Below are 16200 nucleotides of genomic sequence, written 5' to 3'. Positions count from 1 at the left end.
TCTCCTTGTTTCCAGCCGGTGTAACCGTATCGCCGCGCTCCCGCTACAGCCGCCGCAGCAGCAAGCGCGCGCGCCCGATCACCTCGATCTCCGCCGCCGCGACGTGTTCGACCGGCCATAATGGATTGTCGCTGCGGATCTCGATCGTGTCGCCGTGCAGCGCCAGCCGCTTCACCATCACCGCCTCGCCCCGCCGCAGCACGTAGATCGCGTCGCGCGCGCCGATCCGCCGCGCCGCACGGTCGATCAGCAAGCGGTCGCCATCGCGCAGCGCCGGCGCCATCGAGTCCCCGGTGACGCCGATCAGCGAGGCATCGCCCGCCGCGATCCCCGCCGCGCGCAGCGCCGCGCGGGGCAACGGCTCGGTGCGGATCAACCGTTCGTCGGCCACCCGCCCCGTGCCCGCCGCTGCGGTCACCGTCAGCCACGGCACCGCCACCTCCTCGCTCACCGGCGCAGGCGCGCCCAGCGCCGCTTCGTCGATCGACAGGAAATCGGCCAGCATCCGCCGCTCGCGCTCGGGCAGGACGCGCGGCGTGCCACGGTTCACGAACTGCCCGAGATACGCCTGATTTCGCCCGAGCATCCGCGACAGCGCGGACAGCGCCACGCCGCGCGCCCGCGCCGCCCGCGTCAAAACCTGCTGCGGCGTCTCATCCATCGCCGCACCCTAGGCTGAGGATTTTTCCTCGACAAGCGGAACAAAGAAGAACATATAGGGAACATGGCCGATCGGAGGTGATTCCATGAACCTGTTGAGCGATATCGATGTGTATCTACGGCGCACCGGGGTGGCGGAGACCACGTTCGGGCGGCGCGCGGTGAACGATCCACGGCTGGTGCGCGATCTGCGCCGGGGACGCGTTCCGGGGCCGGCGCTGTGCGCGCGGGTCGAGGCGTTGCTGATGGCGCGCCGGCCGTGAGCGCGTCCCGCTTCGAACGCGCGGTGACGCGTTCGGCGGCGCGCGCCGGGGCGCCGGTGGCGGTGGAGCGCCACACCGCGACCGGCTGGCACAGCGCGACCTTCTCGGGCGATCGCCACGAACTGGTGGTCAGCGCAGCACCGGGGGCGCCGTTGGATCGCTGGACGGACGGGCTCGCCGCCCTCGACCTCGGCATTCCCGGTCAGTTGCTTGCCGACCTTCGCGTCGCGACCCGCGAACGCAGCGGCGACCGGGTGACGCTCCACCTCGAAGGGCTGACCGTCGCGTGCGAGGTCAGCGCGCCGGGATGCGGTGCAGCATACGCTCCAGGATGATCGGATCGACGAACGCCGCCGCCGATGCGACCACTGCCGGCCCGACCGTACGGCGCAGCGCCCCGGGATCGAACGCGCTAAGCGGCAGGTTCAGGTCGCGCGGCAACGGTTGCTCGCGCGGCGGCGAAATCCACGCGCCACCCGCCGCACGGTCCGGCTGCTCGACATGCGCCCGCAACGGACCGCGATGCGGGCGGGAATTGTCCGCCCATAAGGGCAGCCGCGCCATCGCGGCGCGCATCGAAGCGAGAACGCCCTGGCTGCGGGCGGCTTGCGGGTGAAGCATGGCGTCATCGAACATGCTGATGGTGTAGGGTGCGATTGGTAACCGTCTGGTTAACCACGCGCTCTCTATCGTGGCGCTTGTAAGGAGGCCGTCACGCGGGTCCTGCCCCGGCATGACGGCCTGCCCCGGTCAATCGGCGTCGGCCAGTTCCTCGACCAGCGCGTCGATGATCGCCTTGTTGAAGGCGGGAATGTCGTCGGGCTTGCGGCTGGTGATCAGATTGTCGTCGATCACGACTTCCTCGTCCTCCACCTCGGCCCCGGCATTCTCCAGGTCGGTGCGGATCGACACGAACCCGGTCAGCCGCCGCCCGTCGATCACGTCCGCCTCGGCGAGCAACCACGGTGCGTGGCAGATCGCGGCGACGATCTTGTCCTCGTCCATGAACTGCTGGACGATCTCCACCGCGCGCTCCTCCACGCGCAGCTTGTCGGGGTTGGCGACCCCGCCCGGCAACACCAGCGCGTCGTAATCCTCGACCTCGACCTCATCCAGCGTGATGTCGGGCGTGGCGGTCTCCGCCTTGTTGATGTCGCCCTTCATGCCCTGAATCGGATCGCGCCTGATCGACGCGAGCGTGACGGTGGCCCCCGCCGCTTCCAGCGCCTTGCGCGGCTCGAACAATTCCACCGTCTCGAACCCGTCGGCGGCGATCATCAGCACGCGCGCCTGCGACAAATCGGCCATGTGTATCTCCTGATGGAAAGGGAGTTTCCGCCGCGCTCAACCCGCCGCGCGCCGCGCCCGTTCCGGAACGATGCGACAGGCCGCGCATTTCGAACGGCATGTTGGCGCAACACCGGCGGAAGGGTGAGGGTGGCGGACGGAATCGTTTATTGCGAGGATGACGGGCCGGGGATCACCCGCAAGCGCACGCGTCACGGCGCCTGGGCCTATTACGATGTCGCGGGCAAACGCATCACCGATCGGGACGAGATCGACCGGCTGAACGCGATCGGCCTGCCCCCCGCTTACACCGACGCATGGTTCTGCCCCGATCCCGATGGACACATCCAGGCGGTCGGCTGGGATGAGAAGGGCCGCAAGCAATATCGCTACCACCTCGGCTTCCGTGCGCAGCAGGAGGCGGCGAAATACGACCTGTGCGCCCCGTTCGGCCGCGCGCTCACCAAATTGCGCGCACGGGTGGAGGCCGATCTCGAACGGCGCCGCCATACCAAGGAACGCACCGTCGCGGCGGTGGTGAAGCTGCTCGACGTTGCCGCGCTGCGCATCGGGAACGAAACCTATGCGAAGACGAACAAGAGCTTCGGCCTGACCACGCTGCGCGATCGCCACGCGCAGATCAGCGGCAGCACGCTGCGGCTGGAATACAAGGCGAAGTCGGGCAAGCAGCGCAAGCTGAAGATCACCGACGGCAGCCTGGCGCGCTTCGTGAAGAAATGTCAGGACCTGCCCGGCCAGAAGCTGTTTCAATATGTCGGCGACGACGGCGCACCGCACGCGGTCACGTCGTCGGACGTAAATGCCTATATCCGCGCGGCGATGGGCGCAGGTTTCACCGCCAAGCATTTCCGCACCTGGGGGGCCAGCGTCGTCGCGTTCGAGGCGCTGGCGACCGCACCCGCGCCGATCGGGCTGAAGACGATGCTTGAGCCGGTGGTCGAACACCTCGGCAACACCCCCGCCATTGCGCGCAAATCCTACGTCCATCCCGCGCTGATCGACCTTGGGAAGGACAAGGCGGCACAGGCCGCATTCCGCCAGTCGCTGCGCCTGCCGCGTGCCACCCAATATCTGACCCGCACCGAACGAGGGCTGATCGCTTTCCTCGATACGTGCGGCGCGTGCGAGATGAAGGCCGCCTGACATGAGCAACAACAGTGCCGCCGCCGCCGGAAAGGCGGCGTTCGATTCCGAGCGCGTCGGCGCGCAGGTCGATGCGCTGTTCCGTTCCAGCATCGTCTGGCTGCAACAGAATTGGCTCCAGATCCTGATCGCGATCGGGATCGGCGTGGCGATCGCGCTGACGTTGTTCTGGTTGCGCAGCTTCGGCCCGCGGCTGGCGAAGCGTAGCGCTTCGGGCAAGGGCTGGGCGGCGGTGCTCGGCCGCGCGATGGCGCGCACCAACGCCTTCTTCATCGTCATGCTCTCGGCCAAGCTGGTCGACGGCTATGCCGCGACCCCGCCGGAGGTCGACAAGACGATCACCTTCCTCTTCACGGTCGCCACCGTGTTCCAGGCGGCGATCTGGGCGCGCGAGCTGATCCTGGGCGCGATCGAGCATCGCACCCGCGACGAACATTATTCGGGCGAGGCGCTGCTCAGCGCGATGGGGCTGATCCGTCTGCTGGTAAGCTTCGCGGTGTTCGCGATCGCGCTGGTGGTGGTGCTCGACAATCTCGGCGTGAACGTCACCGGCCTGGTTGCCGGTCTCGGCGTCGGCGGTATCGCGATCGGTCTGGCCGCGCAGGGGATCTTCGCCGATCTGTTCGCGGCGCTGGCGATCATCTTCGATCGCCCGTTCCGGCGCGGCGACAAGATCAGTTACGACAGCACCAGCGGCGTGATCGAGGCGATCGGCCTGAAATCGACGCGGATCCGCGCCTTTACCGGCGAGTTGCGGATCATCTCCAACCGTAACCTGCTCGACAAGGAGATCCAGAACACCTCGCTGCGCGATCACGTCCGGGTGTCGTACGTGATCGGCGTCGCTTACGAAACGCCGCCGGACACGCTGGCGCGCCTGCCTGCGTTGCTGACCGAACTGGTCGAGGCGGAGGGCGCGAAGGTCGCGCGCGCCGGGTTCGAGACGTTCGGCGCCTCCAGCCTCGACTACGCGCTGCAGGTCGACACCCCCGGCGACGACTGGGCCAATGCGCACGCCACGCGCGACCGGCTGATGGTGGCGATCATGCGCCGCTTCGCCGCCGAGGGTATCACGATCGCCTACCCCACCCAGACCACCTACACCGCCGCGCCCGACGGAACCCTGGTCATGCCCTACGCCGACCCGCGCGCCACCGCGCCGAACGGGCAAGCCCCTGCGCCCACGAACGGGGGCCAGGTTCGGCCACCCTCATCCCGTCTTGCCTGACATGGCAAGGCGATCCGGTGCCGGACCACGCCACTCCCGATCACGCCGTCACGCATGCCACGACGGTGCCGCAACGCGATCGGCGTCCCCGGCGCTGTCCTACACCACCGCCACCCGGTAGACGTACGCCATGCCGCAGCACCGCCACCCGCAGCGTTTCGCATCACCGGTGAGGCGGACGCGGGGAACCGTGCATCCGGTGCCGACGTGGCGTGAACTTTGTCAACTTCCGCGCTCGGCCGCCGCGTCGTGCACAAGCGGCGCTCCCCGCCTGCAAATGCAAAGTTGCTGGCGTCGCTCCCCTCGCGCGCCCACCTCCATCGCATGAAGAAACCTTCCTTCACCGTGCAGGTCTTCGCCGGCATGGCCATCGGCGTCGCGCTCGGCTTTCTCGCGCGCGGCGCGCCCGATGGCGTCTTGGCCGAGATGCTGCGCCTGACCGGCGAGAGCTTCGTGAAGCTGCTGAAGGCGCTGGTCGTTCCGCTGGTCTTCACCGCGCTGGTCGCCTCGGTCGCGGCGTTGCGCGACCTCGGCAATGCCGCGCGGCTCGTCGGGCAGACGTTGCTGTGGTTCGCGATCACCGCCTTGATCGCCGTGGGGATCGGCCTGACGCTCGGCACCCTGCTCCAGCCTGGCGTTCGCGCCGGCGTCGATGCGGCCAGCGCGGTCGCACCGGGCACCGCCGGATCATGGCTCGATTTCCTGCGCGGGCTGATCCCCGGCAACATCCTCGGCCTCGAAGCATCGACGAAGCTGAAGGACGGGGCCGCGACCACCGGCATATCGTTCAACGTGCTGCAATTGATCGTCGTCGCGATCGCGGTGGGTGCCGCGGCGGTGAAGGTCGGCGCAGCCGGAGAGGCGTTTCTGACCGTGAACGCCGCGCTGCTCGCGATCTTCCGGCAATTGCTGCGCTGGGTCGTCCGGCTCACCCCGATCGGCACCGCGGGGCTGATCGGCACCGCGATCGTCCGCTACGGCTGGTCGTCGCTCGCCGCGCTCGGCAGCTTCGCGGGCGCGGTGTACCTCGGTCTCGCACTGGTGCTGTTCGGCGTCTATCCCGCGCTGCTCGCCGCCAATCGCCTGTCGCCGCGCCGCTTCTTCGCGGTCGCCTGGCCGGCGATCCACCTCGGCTTCGTGTCGCGCTCGTCGATCGCGACGCTACCGGTAACCGAGGATGTCGCCGAAAAGGCCGGAGTGCCGCGCGATTATGCCGCCTTCGCGGTGCCGTTCGCCGCCACCACCAAGATGGACGGGTGCGCGGCGATCTATCCTGCGGTGTCGGCGCTGTTCGTCGCGCAATATTACGGCGTCGCGCTGCACGCGCCCGATTACGTGCTGATCGCGCTCGTCTCGGTGATCGGTTCGGCGGCGACTGCGGGGCTGACCGGCGCGCTGGTGATGCTCACGCTGACGCTCACCACGCTGGGCCTGCCGCTGGAAGGGGCCGGACTGCTGCTGGCGATCGACCCGATCCTCGACATGGGGCGCACCGCGGTGAACGTCGCGGGGCAGGTGGTCGTGCCGCTGATCGTGGCGCAGCGCGAGAAACTGCTCGTGCCGTCAGCCGCGCCGACGAACGATCAGGCCGGAACACAGGCCGGGCCGCAGGCGGCGTGAACCCTTCTTCCGCCTGCGACGTTCGTGCAGGCAAGAGAAGGAGCATTGATCGAGATGAAGAAAGCCCTGCTGACGGCGCTGGCAATCGCCACCGTCTCCGCCCCGATGGTCGCGGCACCGTCCGCCGACGCGCAGCGCCGGGATCGCGATCGTGAACGCGGCCGCGATTACCAATGGCACGGCGACCGTGACGACTGGGACGCGTCGCGCGATTATCGCCGCGGCAATTACCGTGAGCGTCGCCTGAGCCGCGAGGATCAGGTGTATCGCGGCAAGGACGGTCGCGCCTATTGTCGCCGCAACAACGGCACCACAGGGCTGGTGGTGGGCGGCGCGGGCGGCGCGTTGCTCGGCAATCTCGTCGGCGGCGGCTTGCTGGGCACGCTGGCCGGCGGCGGCGCCGGCGCGCTGCTCGGTCGCGAGATCGACCGTGGCAAGGTGCGTTGCCGCTGATCGTCGACCGACGACCACCGGGTCCGTCCCCGGCGATCATGGCCCGCCGACGCGACCCGATCGCGTCGGCGGGCTTTTTCGTTCCCGCACGCCGGATCCATCTTAGAAGGTCGGGTCTGCCCGTCTTTACCAGCGCCCATGGCGACAATTCGGGCTTTAGGTCCGCCACCCCCTTGCCGATCGCCGCATCGCCCGCGTAGACAGTGGCGAACTTGGCAAAGGGTGCGCATCGTGACGCCGGAGGAGATGGAGGCTGCGGTCGGTCGGGTCGGCGTCTCCGACTGGATCGTCGTGAGCCAGGCGATGATCGACGCCTTTGCGGAGGCGACCGGCGACCGGCAATTCATCCACGTCGATCCCGAGCGCGCCCGCGCCACGCCGTTCGGCACCACCATCGCGCACGGTTTCCTCACGCTGTCGCTGCTCCCGCAGCTCGCCGCCGCGACGCCCGGCCTGCCCGGGCCGGATGGAGCGACGATGCAGGTCAATTACGGCGGCAACCGTGTCCGCTTCCTCGCCCCCGTCCCCTCCGGCACGCGCATCCGCGGCCATTCGCGGCTGCTCTCCTTCGCGGAGAAGCGCCCCGGCCAGTATCAATCCACGTCCGAGATCACGGTGGAGATCGAGGGGCAGGCCAAGCCCGCGATGATCGCCGAATGGATCACGCAGATCTTCGTCCAGCATTCCTAGCGAAAGGCCGCCTCCATGCGCTCCGCCGTCATCGTCTCCACCGCCCGCACCCCGATCGGCCGCGCCTATCGCGGCGCGTTCAACGACTTGCCCTCGCCCACGCTTGCCGCGCATGCGATCCGCGCCGCCGTCGAGCGCGCCGGGATCGACGGTGCGGAAATCGATGACGTGGTGATGGGCGCAGCACTTCAGCAGGGGCATCAATCGCCCAACATCGCCCGCACCAGCCTGTTGCGCGCCGGCCTGCCGACGACGGTGCCGGGCATGTCGCTCGATCGCCAGTGCGCATCGGGGCTGATGGCGATCGCCACCGCCGCCAAGCAGATCGTCGGCGACGGCATGCAGATCGCGATCGGCGGCGGGGTGGAGAGCATCAGCATGGTGCAGACCCCCGAGATGCGCGTCGCGCCCGATCGCGAATTGCTGGCGATGCACCCCGACATCTACATGCCGATGCTGCAAACCGCCGAGGTCGTCGCCAAACGCTACGGTATCAGCCGCGAGGCGCAGGACGAGTACGGCTATCGCTCGCAGATGCGCACCGCCGCCGCACAGGACGCCGGGCGCTTCGATGTCGAGATCGTCGCCGTCACCGCCACCAAGGCGAACGTGAACAAGGAGACCAAAGAGGTCACCCATGAAAAGGTGACGCTGACCAAGGACGAGGGCAACCGCGCCGACACCACGCTGGATGGGCTGCGCGCGTTGAAGCCGGTGCTCGGGCCGGATCTCAACATCACCGCCGGCAACGCCTCGCAATTGTCCGACGGTGCCTCGGCCAGCGTCCTGATGGAGGAGAAGCTCGCGGAGCAGCGCGGGCTGGCGCCGCTTGGTCGTTATATCGGCATGGCGGTGGCCGGCACCGCCCCCGACGAGATGGGGATCGGCCCGGTCTTCGCGATCCCTAAGCTGCTGGAGCGCAACGGGCTGACCATGGACGATATCGGCCTGTGGGAGTTGAACGAGGCGTTTGCGGTGCAGGTGCTGTATTGCCGCGACAAGCTGGGCATTCCCGACGAATTGCTGAACGTCGACGGCGGCGCGATCGCGATCGGCCACCCTTATGGCATGTCCGGCGCGCGCATGGTCGGCCACGCGCTGATCGAGGGCAAGCGCCGCGGCGTTCGTTACGTCGTCGTGACGATGTGCGTCGGCGGCGGCATGGGCGCGGCAGGATTGTTCGAGGTGCTGTGATCTTGAAGGCCGGCGTCGCACCACCTCATGTGAGCTCCTGCCGCTGCCACGGCCGGGGCTAACATGCGTTTGGAGCCGGGGCTGCGACCCGGACCCCGCCCGTGTGCGACGCCTCGATCACCCGCACGACCGGAACCGAGAAGGCGATAAAGATGCCGGGGAACATGCACGGGTCGGCGAACGTCATCGTGCACTCCCTTGCGATGGCGGCGGATCTGCCGCGACTGACGCTCATGACGCTTGCAGAACAATCGCGCAACCAACGCCCCACCCCCTCGTTCTCCCGTCGAACCAGAACAGGAGATGCGATATGGCCGATGCCAACACCGATCCGAAGAAGCTGAAGTCCGATCTGTGGAAGAAGATGGCCGACAGCCCCTTCGTCATGGTCGGTCCGGCCGATGGCCACGCCCATCACGAACCGCTGACCGCGCAACTCGACCAGGATCAGGTCGACACTCTGTTCTTCTTCATCGGCAAGGACAATCGTCTCGCCGGCGGCGGTCGCGTGATGGCGCAATACGTATCGAAGGGGCATGATTTCTTCGCCTGCCTCGACGGACAGGCACGCATCGACAACGACGCGGCGCAGATCGACAAGCTGTGGAACAACCAGGTCGAGGCATGGTTTCCGGGCGGGCGCAACGACCCCAATCTGGCGCTGCTGCGCGTCGACATCGACTCCGCGGAATTGTGGGAATCCGATATCTCGCTGACGGGCCGCGTGAAGATGCTGTTCGGCGGCACGATCACGCCCAGCGAGGACGGCAGCCACGCCAAGGTGCAGACGACCGCGGAAAACACGTCGGCCTGATCGCCGCCGACGCGGGGAAATGAACGGGGCCGGTCGCCAGCAGCGACCGGCCCCGTTTCACATCAATTCGCGGCCATCCATTCCTCGACCACCGGCGCGATGCGGTTGCGCCACTTCGATCCGTTGAAGATACCGTAATGGCCGACCGCTTCGGCCATGTAATATCGCTTCTTCGCCTCGGGCAGCGCGGTGGCGATCGTCAGCGCCGCCTTCGTCTGCCCCAGCCCGCTGATGTCGTCGCGCTCGCCCTCGATCGCCAGCAGCCCCACGTCGGTGATCGCGCCGGTATCGACCTTGCGCCCGCGATGCATCATCTCGCCCTTGGGCAGGCTGTGCGACTGGAACACGGTGTCGATCGTCTGCAGGTAGAATTCGGCGGTCATGTCGCAGACCGAGCGATATTCGTCGTAGAAGCGCTTGGTCGCGTCCGCGCTGTCGTCGTCGCCGGCCACCAGATGCTTGAACAGTTCGAAATGGCTCATCATGTGGTTGCCGAGGTTCATGGACATGAACCCGGACAATTGCAGGAAGCCGGGATACACTTTCCGCCCCGCGCCGGGGTACAGCATCGGCACCGTGGCGATCACGTTCTGCTCGAACCACGCGAACGGCCGCTCGGTCGCCAGCGTGTTCACCGCGGTGGGTGCCTGTCGCGTGTCGATCGGGCCGCCCATCATCGTCAGGGTGCGCGGCCGGCACGGATGACGATCGGCGCTCATCAACGCGGTCGCCGCCAGGCACGGCACCGACGGCTGGCACACCGCCAGCATGTGCGCACCATGCGCGCCGTCCGCCGGACCGTCGTCATCCGCGCCGATCGCCTCCTGGAAGGCGACGAGATAGTCGATGTAATCGTCCAGATCGAACCGCCCGTCGCGCGTCGACACCAGCTTCGCATCGCGCCAGTCGGTGATGTAGACGTCGGCGACCGGCAGCATCCGCTCCACCGTACCGCGCAACAGCGTGGCGAAATGGCCGGACATCGGCGCGGCGATCAACAGCCGCGGTCCGCCTTCCACACCCTCGCGGCGGAAGCGCTTGAGCTGTCCGAACGGCAGTTGCAGCACGATCTCCTCGGTGACGCGCACTTCGCGCCCGTCGATGATGGTGCTGTCCAGCCCGAACGCCGGCTTGCCTCGCGATGCGGAAGCGTGGGCGAACACCTCAAGCGCGGACGCCATCACCGGCCCGCCGCCCAGATAAGCGAACGGATTGGAAGGATTGTTCAGCCAGTTCGCACCGGTGGTGGCCATCGCGCTGGCCGAGGCCAGCCACGATCGCTGGAATTCATAGGCATCGTACAACATGCGTCTTCCCTTCCCGGCCCGCAGGCACGGTAACCTGAAGCGACTTTGCCCATCGCAACGCGTCTGCAACGATCACGATACGTGTCCGCTCCGCCAGGTACAACATGGGTTGTCCCAAAGCGGCATGTATCGCGCCGGTACGGCAATTGTTGAGCGCGTCGTCCGGCACTGCTAGGCCGCGCCATGGCCAGCGCACCCGACGTCGCTCCTTCCCGCCGTCTCGGCAACCTCGCGATGGTGTTTCGTCACGCGGCAAAATACCCGTTACAGATTACCGCCGCCTTTATGGCGCTGGCGGTCACCTCGGGCGCGACGATCGCTATTCCGTACAGTTTCAAACGCGTGATCGACCGCGGCTTTGCGGGCAGCGACGCATCGCCGGACGCGGTGGCCCAGTCGTTCCACTATATGCTGATGATCGTCGTGGTGCTGGCGCTGGGCACCGCGGTGCGCTTCTACTTCGTCGCATGGCTGGGCGAACGGGTGGTCGCCGACATCCGGACGGAGGTGCAGCGCCATTTGATGACGCTCAGCCCGTCCTTCTACGAAACCAATCGCCCTTCCGAAATCGCCTCGCGGCTGACTGCGGACACGGGTCAGATCGAAACGGTGGTCGGCAGCACCGTCTCGATCGCGCTGCGCAATTCGTTCACTGCGGTCGGCGGCCTCGTCTATCTTTTCGCGATCTCGCCAAAGCTCGCCGCGCTGCTGCTGGCGGGCATCCCGCTCATCATCGCGCCGATCGCGCTGCTGGGCCGCCGTGTCCGCAACCTGTCGCGCATCTCGCAGGACCGGGTTGCCGACGTCGGCTCGATCGTGGTCGAGACGCTCGGCGCGATGAAGATCGTCCAGGCGTTCGGGCAGGAACGCCGTGAAAGCGCGCGGTTCACCGACGCGGTGGAGGCGACGATGGCCACCGCGCGGGAACGCATCGCGTTGCGGGCGGTGATGACCGCGATCGTCATCGGGCTGATCTTCGGCGCCATCACGCTCGTGTTGTGGGAGGGCGCGGAGGACGTCGCCGCCGGGCGACTGTCGGGTGGCGCGATCGCCGCCTTCGTGCTGACCGGCGGGATCGTCGCCGGCGCGTTCGGCGCGCTGACCGAGGTGTACGGCGACCTGCTGCGCGGTGCCGGGGCTGCGGGCCGGCTGGCCGAATTGCTGGCCGAGCGTGCGGAGATCGCCGCCCCCGCACACCCGGTCGCGCTGCCGCAGCCGCCCGTCGGCAGCGTCGCATTCCGCCACGTCGAGTTCCGCTATCCCAGCCGCCCGGACGTCGCGGCGTTGCACGATTTCTCGCTGGACGTCGCGCCGGGGGAAACGCTGGCGGTGGTCGGCCCATCGGGCGCGGGCAAGTCGACGCTGTTCCAGCTGCTCCAGCACTTCTACCGCCCTGCGACCGGGCAGGTCCTGGTCGACGGCGTCGACCTCGCCACCGCCGATCCGGCCGCGGTGCGCGCGCGGATCGCGATGGTGCCGCAGGAAACCGTGATCTTCGGCACGTCCGCGCGCGACAATCTGCGTTACGGCCGATGGGATGCCGACGACGCGCAGGTCTGGGCCGCGGCGGAGGCGGCCAACGCCGCCGACTTCCTGCGCGCGCTCCCGGATGGCCTCGACACGTTTCTGGGCGAGGGTGGCGCGCGCCTGTCCGGTGGTCAACGTCAGCGGGTGGCGATCGCCCGCGCCTTGCTGCGCGATGCGCCGATCCTGTTGCTCGACGAGGCGACCAGCGCACTCGACGCCGGGAGCGAGCGGCTGGTGCAGGATGCGCTGGAACGGCTGATGGCCACCCGCACCACGATCGTCATCGCCCACCGCCTCGCCACCGTCCGCGCCGCCTCGCGGATCGTGGTCATGGACGGCGGCCGCATCGTCGAACAAGGCACCCACGCCGCGCTGATCGCCGGCGGCGGCCTCTACGCCCGCCTCGCCAGTCTGCAATTCAACGACGCCTGACGCGCCCGACGGGTTCGCGACGGCACCTGTTAGCGCGCACCCAGGCGGGCCCCACGTCGGCGTGGGACAGCGTTGCATACAGGGTTGAGCAAGCGGGCGCCTCCGCACAGGCGAATAAACGCCCGTTCGACGCAGCGAATCGTGATATGCCGGCTATGGCCCGGCCCCGGCTCTGCTTCCGGCTGACCCCGCCGCACCGCTCTGCCTCCGGTTCGGCCGCTCTGGACCAGGGCTGGTCTCGCCTTCGACCCCGGCTCGTGCTTCCGTCGCGGCCCGGCTCCGGCTCGGGCCTCGACGTGTGCCACGGAACCTATGGCATCGAACCTTTGCGGCGCAGGCCGATCCCTGTCACGACGATCAGCCAGCGGTTTGTGATCCCGCGCAGCGCAGCCGAACCTGCGGGGCACCGACCAGCGCCACACTGCCCGAGCGGCCTGACGCCGCCGACATGGGCCATGCGCATTCTCCGCGGCCCGAATGACCGGTGGGAGACTGGCGCTACATCCGACATCGACCTCGCCGTCCAAGGACAAGCTTGAGGTCAGCGAGGGCTGACCCGCGGCCGGATGGGCGCGCCGTGACTTTCGTCCCGCAAATCATTCGCGGCAAGTGGTCGCCTCGACGATCACTGTCACATCGACGGGATCGCTCGCCCCGCGACGGAGCCGGCGGAATCAGCCGGCGTGTTCGGCGAGGACCGTAAGCCCGCGCGCGTTCACTTCGGCGAAGCCGCCGCGGATTGCGATCGTCTCGGGCTGCCCGCCCGCCGTCTTCTGCACCAGCACGTCGCCGTCGCGGATCGTCGACATGAAGGGCGCATGGCCCTCCAGCACCGCGAAGTCGCCATCGACGCCCGGGACGGTGATCATGTGGACATCCTCGGAACGGACGAGACGCTCGGGGGTGACGAGTTCGAAATGCAGCATGGGGTTCGTCCTTCTCCCGCTTCCCGGCGGGAAGGGGGCGGGGTGACGCATGGTGATGGCGAGGCGATCCGTCTTCCGACAGCGCCCCGCCTGTCGCCCCCCTTCCGGCCCGGAAGGAGCGCGACGGAAGCGTTCAGGCTTCCTTGGCCATCTTCTCGGCCTTCGCGACCGCTTCGTCGATCCCGCCGACCATGTAGAAGGCGGCTTCCGGCAAGTGATCGTACTCGCCGCTCACCACCGCCTTGAAGCTGCGGATCGTATCTTCCAGCTGCACGAACTTGCCGGGGATGTTGGTGAACACCTCGGCGACGTGGAACGGCTGGCTCAGGAAGCGCTGGATCTTGCGCGCGCGGCTCACGGTCAGCTTGTCCTCTTCGGACAGCTCGTCCATCCCGAGGATGGCGATGATGTCCTGCAGCGACTTGTACTTCTGCAACGTGGCCTGCACCGCACGCGCCGTCTCGTAATGCTCCTGCCCCACGGTGCGCGGCTCCAGCACGCGGCTGGTCGAATCCAGCGGATCGACCGCCGGGTAGATGCCCAGTTCGGAGATGGCGCGGTTCAGCACCGTCGTCGCGTCAAGGTGCGCGAACGACGTCGCCGGGGCGGGATCGGTCAGATCGTCCGCGGGCACGTACACCGCCTGCACCGAGGTGATCGACCCCTTGTTGGTGGAGGTGATGCGCTCCTGCAACGCGCCCATGTCGGTCGACAGGGTCGGCTGGTAACCCACCGCCGACGGAATACGACCCAGCAGTGCCGACACCTCGGCGCCCGCCTGCGTGAAGCGGAAGATGTTGTCGACGAAGAACAGCACGTCCTGCCCTTCCTGGTCGCGGAAATATTCCGCGATCGCCAAGCCCGAGAGCGCGACGCGCGCACGTGCGCCCGGCGGCTCGTTCATCTGGCCGTATACCAGCGCGACCTTCGATCCCTCGCTGATCGCATTGCCCTCGGCGTCCTTGGCGATCACGCCCGCGTCGAGGAATTCGTGGTACAGGTCGTTGCCCTCGCGCGTCCGCTCGCCGACGCCCGCGAACACCGACGTGCCGCCATGGCCCTTCGCGATGTTGTTGATCAATTCCTGGATCAGCACGGTCTTGCCGACGCCCGCGCCGCCGAACAGGCCGATCTTGCCGCCCTTGGCGTAGGGGGCGAGCAGGTCGATGACCTTGATGCCGGTGACCAGAATCGCATTCTCGGTCGACTGGTCGATGAAGTCCGGCGCCTTGGCGTGGATCGGTGCGCGCAGGTCGGTCGCGATCGGGCCGCGCTCGTCGATCGGCTCACCGATCACGTTCATGATGCGGCCCAGCGTCGCCGGACCGACCGGCATCAGGATCTGCGCGCCGGTGTCGGTGACTGGCTGGCCGCGGGTCAGCCCCTCGGTCGCGTCCATCGCGATCGTGCGCACGGTATTCTCGCCGAGGTGCTGCGCGACCTCGAGCACCAGCCGCTGGCCGTTGTTATGGGTCTCCAGCGCCGAAAGGATCGCGGGCAGCTGCGACGGGAAATACACGTCGACCACCGCGCCGATGATCTGGCTGATGCGGCCCGTGTTGTTGGTCTGGCCCGTGAGATGGGTCGGGCGATCCTCTAGGACGGTGGCCATTGCTTCGTTCCTTGCCTTCTACTCGTGATCCCGGCATCGGCCGGGATCTCCCTCCACGGGAGTGTCGCTTGCGGCACATCCTCCGGCACGAAGCCGGAAGATGCGTGAGATTACAACGCTTCGGCGCCCGAGATGATCTCGACCAGCTCGGTGGTGATCGCGGCCTGACGGGCACGATTGTACTGAATGCTCAACCGCTTGATCATGTCGCCCGCGTTGCGGGTCGCATTGTCCATCGCGGTCATGCGGCTGCCCTGCTCGGATGCGGCATTTTCCAGCATCGCGCGGAACACCTGGATCGCCACGTTACGCGGCAGCAGGTCGGCCAGGATCGCTTCCTCGCTCGGCTCGTATGCGACCGTCGCATCGCCGCCTGCCGCAGACTTTGCGGCGGCTCGTTCGGGGATCGATACCGGGATGATCTGCGCGCCGATCGGCTCCTGCACCAGCGCCGACTGGAACCGGGCATAGAACAGATGCGCGATGTCGAACTCGCCCGCCTCGAACCGGCGGATCAGGTCGTCGGCAATGTCCTTGGCCGCGTCGAAGCTGGCGGTCTTCAGCTCCGACAGGTCATGGTCAGCGACGATACCGTTCGGATAGAAACGGCGCATCACCCGCCCCTTCTTGCCGGCCAGATAGAAGCGCACAGTCTTGCCCGCGGCTTCCAGTTCCTCGGCCTTGCGGCGGGCGGCACGGACGATGTTGGTGTTGAACGCACCCGCCAGCCCGCGCTCGGACGTGGCGACCACCAGCAGATGCACCTGGTCCTTGCCGGTCCCCGCCAGCAGCGGCGACGCGCCGACGCCGACATTGCGCGCCAGGCTGGCGACCACGCCCTCCAGCCGCTCGGCATAGGGACGCCCGGCGACCGCCGCCTCCTGCGCACGGCGCAGCTTGGCGGCGGCGACCATCTTCATCGCCTTGGTGATCTTCTGCGTCGACTTCACCGAGCCGATGCGGATCTTGAGGGCCTTGAGTGACGCCATTTCTTCCCAACTTCGTCGTCCCGGGAAGCCCCGG

17 protein-coding genes are annotated in these 16200 nt (G+C 67.8%); 10 read left to right on the top strand and 7 right to left on the bottom strand.

The window, feature by feature from the left end:
• Nucleotides 1-43: 43 nt before the first annotated feature.
• Nucleotides 44-661, bottom strand: coding sequence for a S24 family peptidase (locus ASE95_RS08925; protein ID WP_056634672.1), 618 nt, complete (start codon nucleotides 659-661; stop codon nucleotides 44-46).
• A gap of 85 nt (nucleotides 662-746) precedes the next feature.
• On the opposite strand from ASE95_RS08925, the gene ASE95_RS18025 reads away from it, so the two are divergent.
• Nucleotides 747-923, top strand: coding sequence for a hypothetical protein (locus ASE95_RS18025; RefSeq protein WP_200918780.1), 177 nt, complete (start codon nucleotides 747-749; stop codon nucleotides 921-923).
• A complete protein-coding gene (locus ASE95_RS08920) occupies nucleotides 920-1258 on the top strand; it encodes a hypothetical protein (RefSeq protein ID WP_056634669.1) in 339 nt (112 codons plus the stop codon). Before ASE95_RS18025 ends, ASE95_RS08920 begins: the two co-directional genes overlap by 4 nt.
• Here ASE95_RS08920 and ASE95_RS08915 read toward each other — a convergent pair.
• Nucleotides 1218-1559, bottom strand: coding sequence for a hypothetical protein (locus ASE95_RS08915; protein ID WP_056634665.1), 342 nt, complete (start codon nucleotides 1557-1559; stop codon nucleotides 1218-1220). The genes ASE95_RS08920 and ASE95_RS08915 overlap by 41 nt on opposite strands.
• Nucleotides 1560-1673: 114 nt before the next feature.
• Nucleotides 1674-2231, bottom strand: coding sequence for a type 1 glutamine amidotransferase domain-containing protein (locus ASE95_RS08910; RefSeq protein WP_056634662.1), 558 nt, complete (start codon nucleotides 2229-2231; stop codon nucleotides 1674-1676).
• A gap of 129 nt (nucleotides 2232-2360) precedes the next feature.
• Here ASE95_RS08910 and ASE95_RS08905 point away from each other — a divergent pair, with 129 nt between their 5' ends.
• The 7 genes from ASE95_RS08905 to ASE95_RS08875 all read left to right on the top strand — a co-directional run bounded on the left by ASE95_RS08905 (nucleotide 2361) and on the right by ASE95_RS08875 (nucleotide 9373).
• A complete protein-coding gene (locus ASE95_RS08905; RefSeq protein ID WP_056634659.1) occupies nucleotides 2361-3374 on the top strand; it encodes a DNA topoisomerase IB in 1014 nt (337 codons plus the stop codon).
• A 1-nt stretch (nucleotide 3375) separates the two neighbouring features.
• A complete protein-coding gene (locus ASE95_RS08900; protein ID WP_082450023.1) occupies nucleotides 3376-4602 on the top strand; it encodes a mechanosensitive ion channel family protein in 1227 nt (408 codons plus the stop codon).
• A 324-nt stretch (nucleotides 4603-4926) separates the two neighbouring features.
• Complete coding sequence (locus tag ASE95_RS08895) at nucleotides 4927-6222, top strand: dicarboxylate/amino acid:cation symporter (RefSeq protein ID WP_056634656.1); 1296 nt, start codon at nucleotides 4927-4929, stop codon at nucleotides 6220-6222.
• A 54-nt stretch (nucleotides 6223-6276) separates the two neighbouring features.
• The gene (locus ASE95_RS08890; RefSeq protein ID WP_056636051.1) at nucleotides 6277-6675 is read left to right on the top strand and encodes a glycine zipper 2TM domain-containing protein; all 399 of its coding nucleotides are present in this window, start codon (nucleotides 6277-6279) and stop codon (nucleotides 6673-6675) included.
• Nucleotides 6676-6897: 222 nt separating this feature from the next.
• Nucleotides 6898-7365: a MaoC family dehydratase gene (locus ASE95_RS08885; protein ID WP_156347945.1), complete on the top strand. Its 468-nt coding sequence runs from the start codon at nucleotides 6898-6900 to the stop codon at nucleotides 7363-7365.
• A 15-nt stretch (nucleotides 7366-7380) separates the two neighbouring features.
• The gene (locus ASE95_RS08880) at nucleotides 7381-8559 is read left to right on the top strand and encodes an acetyl-CoA C-acyltransferase (RefSeq protein ID WP_056634653.1); all 1179 of its coding nucleotides are present in this window, start codon (nucleotides 7381-7383) and stop codon (nucleotides 8557-8559) included.
• Nucleotides 8560-8869: 310 nt separating this feature from the next.
• Complete coding sequence (locus tag ASE95_RS08875) at nucleotides 8870-9373, top strand: pyridoxamine 5'-phosphate oxidase family protein (RefSeq protein WP_056634650.1); 504 nt, start codon at nucleotides 8870-8872, stop codon at nucleotides 9371-9373.
• 62 nt (nucleotides 9374-9435) lie between these two features.
• Here ASE95_RS08875 and ASE95_RS08870 read toward each other — a convergent pair whose 3' ends face one another.
• Nucleotides 9436-10680, bottom strand: a complete 1245-nt coding sequence (locus ASE95_RS08870) for a polyhydroxyalkanoate depolymerase (RefSeq protein WP_056634647.1) — start codon at nucleotides 10678-10680, stop codon at nucleotides 9436-9438.
• Nucleotides 10681-10863: 183 nt separating this feature from the next.
• On the opposite strand from ASE95_RS08870, the gene ASE95_RS08865 reads away from it, so the two are divergent.
• Nucleotides 10864-12639: an ABC transporter transmembrane domain-containing protein gene (locus ASE95_RS08865; RefSeq protein WP_056634643.1), complete on the top strand. Its 1776-nt coding sequence runs from the start codon at nucleotides 10864-10866 to the stop codon at nucleotides 12637-12639.
• 674 nt (nucleotides 12640-13313) lie between these two features.
• Here ASE95_RS08865 and ASE95_RS08860 read toward each other — a convergent pair.
• The 3 genes from ASE95_RS08860 to ASE95_RS08850 form a co-directional block, all read right to left on the bottom strand.
• Complete coding sequence (locus ASE95_RS08860; RefSeq protein ID WP_056634640.1) at nucleotides 13314-13565, bottom strand: ATP synthase F1 subunit epsilon; 252 nt, start codon at nucleotides 13563-13565, stop codon at nucleotides 13314-13316.
• Nucleotides 13566-13698: 133 nt separating this feature from the next.
• Nucleotides 13699-15177 (bottom strand): F0F1 ATP synthase subunit beta, encoded by a 1479-nt coding sequence (atpD, locus tag ASE95_RS08855; protein WP_056634637.1) that lies wholly within the window; start codon nucleotides 15175-15177, stop codon nucleotides 13699-13701.
• Nucleotides 15178-15287: 110 nt separating this feature from the next.
• Nucleotides 15288-16166 (bottom strand): F0F1 ATP synthase subunit gamma, encoded by an 879-nt coding sequence (locus ASE95_RS08850; protein ID WP_056634634.1) that lies wholly within the window; start codon nucleotides 16164-16166, stop codon nucleotides 15288-15290.
• Nucleotides 16167-16200: the final 34 nt, after the last annotated feature.

The sequence above is a fragment of the Sphingomonas sp. Leaf231 genome (genome assembly GCF_001421995.1).
In the GTDB taxonomy this organism is placed as follows: domain Bacteria; phylum Pseudomonadota; class Alphaproteobacteria; order Sphingomonadales; family Sphingomonadaceae; genus Sphingomonas.
Note: the sequence above shows the minus strand (reverse complement) of the source record. Positions and strands in the feature narration are given on the sequence as shown.

Bases quoted from the DNA above. Each gene is read 5' to 3' on its own strand.
- ASE95_RS08925 (WP_056634672.1), bottom strand. From the start codon at position 661: ATGGATGAGACGCCGCAGCAGGTTTTGACGCGGGCGGCGCGGGCGCGC.
- ASE95_RS18025 (WP_200918780.1), top strand. From the start codon at position 747: ATGAACCTGTTGAGCGATATCGATGTGTATCTACGGCGCACCGGGGTG.
- ASE95_RS08915 (WP_056634665.1), bottom strand. From the start codon at position 1,559: ATGTTCGATGACGCCATGCTTCACCCGCAAGCCGCCCGCAGCCAGGGC.
- ASE95_RS08910 (WP_056634662.1), bottom strand. From the start codon at position 2,231: ATGGCCGATTTGTCGCAGGCGCGCGTGCTGATGATCGCCGCCGACGGG.
- ASE95_RS08900 (WP_082450023.1), top strand. From the start codon at position 3,376: ATGAGCAACAACAGTGCCGCCGCCGCCGGAAAGGCGGCGTTCGATTCC.
- ASE95_RS08895 (WP_056634656.1), top strand. From the start codon at position 4,927: ATGAAGAAACCTTCCTTCACCGTGCAGGTCTTCGCCGGCATGGCCATC.
- ASE95_RS08890 (WP_056636051.1), top strand. From the start codon at position 6,277: ATGAAGAAAGCCCTGCTGACGGCGCTGGCAATCGCCACCGTCTCCGCC.
- ASE95_RS08880 (WP_056634653.1), top strand. From the start codon at position 7,381: ATGCGCTCCGCCGTCATCGTCTCCACCGCCCGCACCCCGATCGGCCGC.
- ASE95_RS08875 (WP_056634650.1), top strand. From the start codon at position 8,870: ATGGCCGATGCCAACACCGATCCGAAGAAGCTGAAGTCCGATCTGTGG.
- ASE95_RS08870 (WP_056634647.1), bottom strand. From the start codon at position 10,680: ATGTTGTACGATGCCTATGAATTCCAGCGATCGTGGCTGGCCTCGGCC.
- ASE95_RS08865 (WP_056634643.1), top strand. From the start codon at position 10,864: ATGGCCAGCGCACCCGACGTCGCTCCTTCCCGCCGTCTCGGCAACCTC.
- ASE95_RS08860 (WP_056634640.1), bottom strand. From the start codon at position 13,565: ATGCTGCATTTCGAACTCGTCACCCCCGAGCGTCTCGTCCGTTCCGAG.
- atpD (WP_056634637.1), bottom strand. From the start codon at position 15,177: ATGGCCACCGTCCTAGAGGATCGCCCGACCCATCTCACGGGCCAGACC.
- ASE95_RS08850 (WP_056634634.1), bottom strand. From the start codon at position 16,166: ATGGCGTCACTCAAGGCCCTCAAGATCCGCATCGGCTCGGTGAAGTCG.